We start from the raw sequence: 5008 nt of genomic DNA on the forward strand, positions 1-5008 counted from the left end.
GTCGGCGATACAATCCTCTGGTCGCGAGTGCTCGGCAGTGAATCATGGTGCAACGTGTGTGGCGAACAATGCCGGTGCACCCGAGCAATCCAAAAAACTACTTTATAATGGTCGCTTTTCCGTTCGTGCCGGGTGACTTAGACGTTGCACGATCGAGCTGGATGGACATCAATGCTTGATGGACTAGATGACCTACCTTGGAGCGAATTCCAAGATCACTATGCGCGCCCAGCAACTCAGATGCCGCAATTAATTCGTACGCTCGTAACAGACGATGTGGAGAACCAGCGACACGCTCTCGAAGACGTATTCGATCGAATTTGCCACCAAGCATCGGTCAATCCGCTGACGGTTGTTGTGATTCCGTTTCTGGTGGAGCTGCTGTCTGACGGACGCGTTCAGATTAAAGCCGAGATCCTTAGCTGCCTGAGGACACTGGCAATCGGGTTGGATAGCGATCATCTATACCGTATGACCAGAGTTAATGATCATTTGGAAGAGTTGAGCGGGCAATCGGGGACTCGCGCGGCTGCGGCCCTCGTGTGCTATTGGAGAGTACGGAAAGCCGTTCCTGATTTCCTAAGATTGCTCGATCACGATCAACTTAACGTCCGTGTCGAAGCAGCGTATAACTTGTCATGGTTTCCCATCGACGCCGGTGAATCGCTGCCTCAACTTCGCAATAGGCTTGTCGACAAAGGTTGCGCAACGGAGCTGGCAAATTGCATTCTTTCTGTGGGGCTGCTTGAATACCAGGCGATGTCAAGCGATCCTGTTAGTGGCATTGTTCACCCATTCCTGACGGACGAGCGAGACGCGGTGCGCTACGCATCGGCGATCTATATCAACTGGCACGGAGCGAATGATGCTGCGCGGCAAGTTCTACAGGTTTTGAGCGTGAGTGAGGACGCAGAGTTTTCGGAAATTCCGTTTCACGACTATGCGTTTTGGTTTCAATACGCAGAGAATCGCTTGGCGATGCGCCAGGCGTGACGTGTGGATGAGGGTAACCATCGCGTGCACTTATAACGCGAGTCGAGCGATTTGGCCGTTAAAGATTTACGCGCGTCCCCGGTGACGAGTGGTGTTCGCCAACGCAGAGCCTCCCGCCTAACGTCGGGTTGTTCGGCGATTCAAAAGCAAGGCAAGTGTTTTTATTGCAGGGCTGCCCGTTTCCACTCACGATCGAATTGATTTCGGATTCCGTCGGCGATACAATCCTCTGGTCGCGAGTGCTCGGCAGTGAATCATGGTGCAACGTGTGTGGCGAACAATGCCGGTGCACCCGAGCAATCCAAAAAACTACTTTATAATGGTCGCTTTTCCGTTCGTGCCGGGTGACCTCAGCCGGTCGCCGGAATGACATCGATGGGTGCCCCAACTCCAAAGGAGTACCGCCGCAATGGTGTGACGCTGATTGAACTTTGCGTCGTGTTACTTGTCATCGCGACTTGTATCGCTTTGTTGCTGCCAGCAGTGCAGTCTGCCAGAGCCTCTGCACGCAGGACCGGGTGCGCTAGCAATATGCGTTGGCTCCATACTTCTCCAGGACTGTCTTCCGATCGCTTGCCCTGCCCCGACTCGCCCGATGGCTTTGGTTACTTTCGCAATCTTGAAATGGAAAATGATCCGATGGTCGTCAACGCGACGCATTCGACGATACACTGGCTGGAGCACAATGGCGGACCCATTTTCGTTGATCCGGCATCACCTCCGGACATGAACCCAGAGACGTGGTTTACAACCGCGAATATAAACGCCGGATTGGTACTTCCAATCGTGGACAAGTATATTGCTCGCAGTCGGCATATAGGCGACACCGCAAACTATCTTTTTTTGGACGGGCACATCGAGATTATCGAGTCAAAGGTAATTGAAGGCTGGGCGGAATCTGGTTTCAATTTCACCGAGGCAGGAGCAGGGCTTCCGCCTCGTTAGTATCACAGAAGAATCCTTGCGTTGTCGGCGCACAAAACAATGCATCCAAGTCGCGGTGTCGGCTGCCGAGAAGTGGTGAGTCTTTTACCGCGACTGGGTGATTGGCGATGTTCTGCGACTGAAGTGACGAACCTCGTAAGCGAAAACCCATGACGCACGAAAAATCACAACACGTAAGCGACCCGCTCTCATCAGATCGCGGATCTGATGCGAAATTGTTGCTTGTACTTCCCGTGTTTGAAACCGCAATCCTGCTCGGATCGGTGGCCTTCGTACTTGGTATCGTCATTCCGTTCATCTATGCCCACGAAACCATGCGACCGCATCTTGCCCCGCTTCCCGCATACCTCCGGTGGGTCGATATGTACGACCATCGACTCCTTGCTTGTGTCGCCATCGCACTTCCGGCGTCGGTGCTGCTGTTCGGATTGGTTGCCAACCATGCCTTTCCGAATCGGATTCGGCGATATTTTCCATGGTGGAAGACGTCACTGCAAAGTGTTCTTCATAAAAATCGTATCGAATGTAACGGATAACTGCGTGGTGATGGCGGAGGGGCGGTGGAACGCTTTTTCGTCTGCTTGTATGTCATTCGCCGCCTCCCGGTTGCGGTAACCGTTCGCCGACCAATGGAACATGATGGCAGATGCAGACAAGCAAAACGTTGCACTTGGTGGGGGCGGGGGCTCAATGCATGAATCGCCGCTCTTGGATGACTATCGCTTGCATGCATGAAGTAAAAAGACAAACCAAGGCTTTGCTTTATTCCAACGGCTTCCGGAGATGCCGACAGCTATACGTTACAATTCTATCGCCACTTTGCGTCGACCAACTGCCGTGCATCCGACCTAGAACTTGTGCGACGAAAAGTGAATGATCTTGAGGACTTCGCTTGTTCACAAGACGTCATTTACGTGGTTGTTGGAAGTGCGGCCAATATGTTGGCAATTTGGCGAGCCCATGGGTTCGACAAAGCGCTCAACGCAGCTCTCTCTGCGGGCACGATCCTGACTGGCCTCTCAGCCGGATCGATATGCTGGTTTCAGCAGGGTGTCACTGATTCCTTCGGCGACGAATTGCAGCCGATGAATTGCCTCGGCTTCTTGCCTGGCAGCAACTGTCCGCACTATGATGGCGAGGTTGCACGGCGCCCTGCATATCACCAATCAGTCTCGAAAGGAATGCTGGACGGTTACGCAGCCGATCACGGCGTCGGTCTCCACTTCATCAATGGAATCCTTCAGCACGTCGTCTCATCGCGACCATCAGCGTCGACCTACAAGGGAGCGTTGCGTGGTGAGACGGTGATGGAGACGCCTTTGAAAACGCGATTTCTCGGCGTTGGGACTCGCGAACCTCGCGATGATGACGAAGCAGCGGTGGTTGCCGTTTTCGAAAAGCAAAGTCGCCGCCGCCGGCAGATCGCAAACCATAACTCAACTGAAATCACTTGACTTATCGTGTAACTCAACAGGAGTCGCGAGAACGCTATCTTGCGACCTACGACGCCGAGGAGGCGTCGAGATATGACGCATGGGTCGCCGGGATGACCTCTGCGGATCACGACGCATGCGTTGCTGACCTGAAACGCTGCATTGCGTTGTCTGAGAATATGGCGGTTCTCGATGCTGGCAGCGGCACCGGCGCGCTGTGTCTTGCATTGGTTCGTATTGCTGGGCTTCGTATCACTGCACTCGAGCCCTGCTCGGCAATGAATGCCTTGCTCGAATTGAGACCCGAACTCAGATGCGTAACGACTGTTCAAGGCTTCTGTGACCACGCAGATGACCGCCAGCACTTCGACGCGGAATCTTTCGACCTTATTGCTTCACGGCAGCTCGCAAACTGCCTATTTGATCCACTTGCCGCTTTTCGAAATTGGTACTCTTGGCTTCGCCCTGGCGGTGCCGTCGTCGTGATGGACGGTCTATTTGATCGTCACGACTGGTCCGGGACATGGGACGGTGTTGTTGATACGCTTCCGCTCTCTGCCTGCCGAACGACAGCGACTGTCCCCTACTTGCTCGAGAACACTGGTTTCCGGATAGACTTTGTTGGGCTGATGGACCACACGAATGCGTTGCCTTCCACACGAACGCAGCGCTACATGGTTGCGGCGACCAAACCGCAGGGGTAACTCCCCCGTGCACATGCGGACTGGCAAGGACTGATTGACGAGCGGGTATGAATTCCGTTTAAGGTGGTGCGTTTCGTTGGGAGGCATCCATGACGCTATACTGCATAGGGCTAGTCCGTGAGACTTTGAGGCAACTTCCACAACAGTCTCTGCAGCTGAAAAACTCGATCGTCTCATGCGATTCACCAGACGAATACCACTCAGTTTGCGACCGCGGTCGTGTCGCCATCGACTTCATGCACAGCGAGACAAAAGTCAATAATGAACGAACGCTGGACTCAATCTCTGTGGATATGGATTGCGTTAGTTCTTTCCATGCCTGGATTTGCCGATGATCTTGACAATAGGATGGCGCGTCTCGCACCTCACGCGTGTGGCGTCGCCCTGGCAACGGTTGATTCCCTACGGCGTGTCGATCTACGGACAGGTGATGGACCTCTTTTCATGGAACTGAACCTTAAGATTGAGAAATCATCGGGTCTGGTTGAGATTCCCCCCCGAGTTACTGTTGCGCACGGGGGCCATCCAGGACCAACTCTGGGAACCGAACTAATCGACGAGGCGATCCCAGGATGGAATATAGATCTCAAGCCGGCGACGGGTGGCCGATACTGGTTTGTTTTTCTGGCGTTCGATGCGCTTAGTCCGATGCTCGTTCAAGTACGGCCGGTGAATGATCCTGATGTGGAGCAGGTGTTTCATGCCGCGATCGAAAAAGATGCACTGAAATGGAAACCGGTTTATTGTCGCGAACTCAATGCACAACTGGAACATCGGGCTGTCACTCCAGAACGCTGGAAAGTAAGGGTGTCGAGAGAGGGAACCCTCCGTTGGCGTTTGGGCCGTTCCGCTAGAGATTTACGGGAAAATGCGTTGGTCGGCCTGCTTTGGAGGTAGTGGACGAGGCTACGAGTCCCAGCGACTGAGTGGCAC

Annotated in this window: 5 protein-coding genes and 1 pseudogene; all 6 read left to right on the forward strand. The window is 53.8% G+C overall.

Annotated elements, in window-relative coordinates; genetic code table 11:
• The first annotated feature begins 171 nt into the window (after positions 1–171).
• The 6 genes and pseudogenes from ABX962_RS29880 to ABX962_RS29905 all read left to right on the forward strand — a co-directional run bounded on the left by ABX962_RS29880 (position 172) and on the right by ABX962_RS29905 (position 4972).
• Positions 172–993 carry a hypothetical protein gene (locus ABX962_RS29880; RefSeq protein ID WP_372725016.1) on the forward strand — a complete coding sequence of 274 codons (822 nt, stop codon included), beginning with the start codon at positions 172–174 and terminating at the stop codon, positions 991–993.
• A 375-nt stretch (positions 994–1368) separates the two neighbouring features.
• Entirely contained in the window at positions 1369–1938 is a 570-nt protein-coding gene (locus tag ABX962_RS29885; RefSeq protein ID WP_372725018.1) for a type II secretion system protein, read from the forward strand.
• A gap of 149 nt (positions 1939–2087) precedes the next feature.
• Complete coding sequence (locus ABX962_RS29890; protein ID WP_372725020.1) at positions 2088–2474, forward strand: hypothetical protein; 387 nt, start codon at positions 2088–2090, stop codon at positions 2472–2474.
• A 222-nt stretch (positions 2475–2696) separates the two neighbouring features.
• Positions 2697–3392 (forward strand): annotated as a pseudogene (locus tag ABX962_RS29895) (Type 1 glutamine amidotransferase-like domain-containing protein); the annotation flags it as partial.
• 92 nt (positions 3393–3484) lie between these two features.
• Complete coding sequence (locus ABX962_RS29900) at positions 3485–4075, forward strand: class I SAM-dependent methyltransferase (protein ID WP_372725022.1); 591 nt, start codon at positions 3485–3487, stop codon at positions 4073–4075.
• Between the two features lie 261 nt (positions 4076–4336).
• The gene (locus ABX962_RS29905) at positions 4337–4972 is read left to right on the forward strand and encodes a hypothetical protein (RefSeq protein ID WP_372725024.1); all 636 of its coding nucleotides are present in this window, start codon (positions 4337–4339) and stop codon (positions 4970–4972) included.
• Positions 4973–5008 lie beyond the last annotated feature (36 nt).

The sequence above is a fragment of the Novipirellula sp. genome, from assembly GCF_041583735.1.
GTDB lineage: Bacteria > Planctomycetota > Planctomycetia > Pirellulales > Pirellulaceae > Novipirellula.

What these genes read in the sequence shown, in the direction of transcription:
- ABX962_RS29880 (WP_372725016.1), top strand. Translation starts at nt 172, where the DNA reads ATGCTTGATGGACTAGATGACCTACCTTGGAGCGAATTCCAAGATCAC.
- ABX962_RS29885 (WP_372725018.1), top strand. Translation starts at nt 1,369, where the DNA reads ATGGGTGCCCCAACTCCAAAGGAGTACCGCCGCAATGGTGTGACGCTG.
- ABX962_RS29905 (WP_372725024.1), top strand. Translation starts at nt 4,337, where the DNA reads ATGAACGAACGCTGGACTCAATCTCTGTGGATATGGATTGCGTTAGTT.
- ABX962_RS29890 (WP_372725020.1), top strand. Translation starts at nt 2,088, where the DNA reads ATGACGCACGAAAAATCACAACACGTAAGCGACCCGCTCTCATCAGAT.
- ABX962_RS29900 (WP_372725022.1), top strand. Translation starts at nt 3,485, where the DNA reads ATGACCTCTGCGGATCACGACGCATGCGTTGCTGACCTGAAACGCTGC.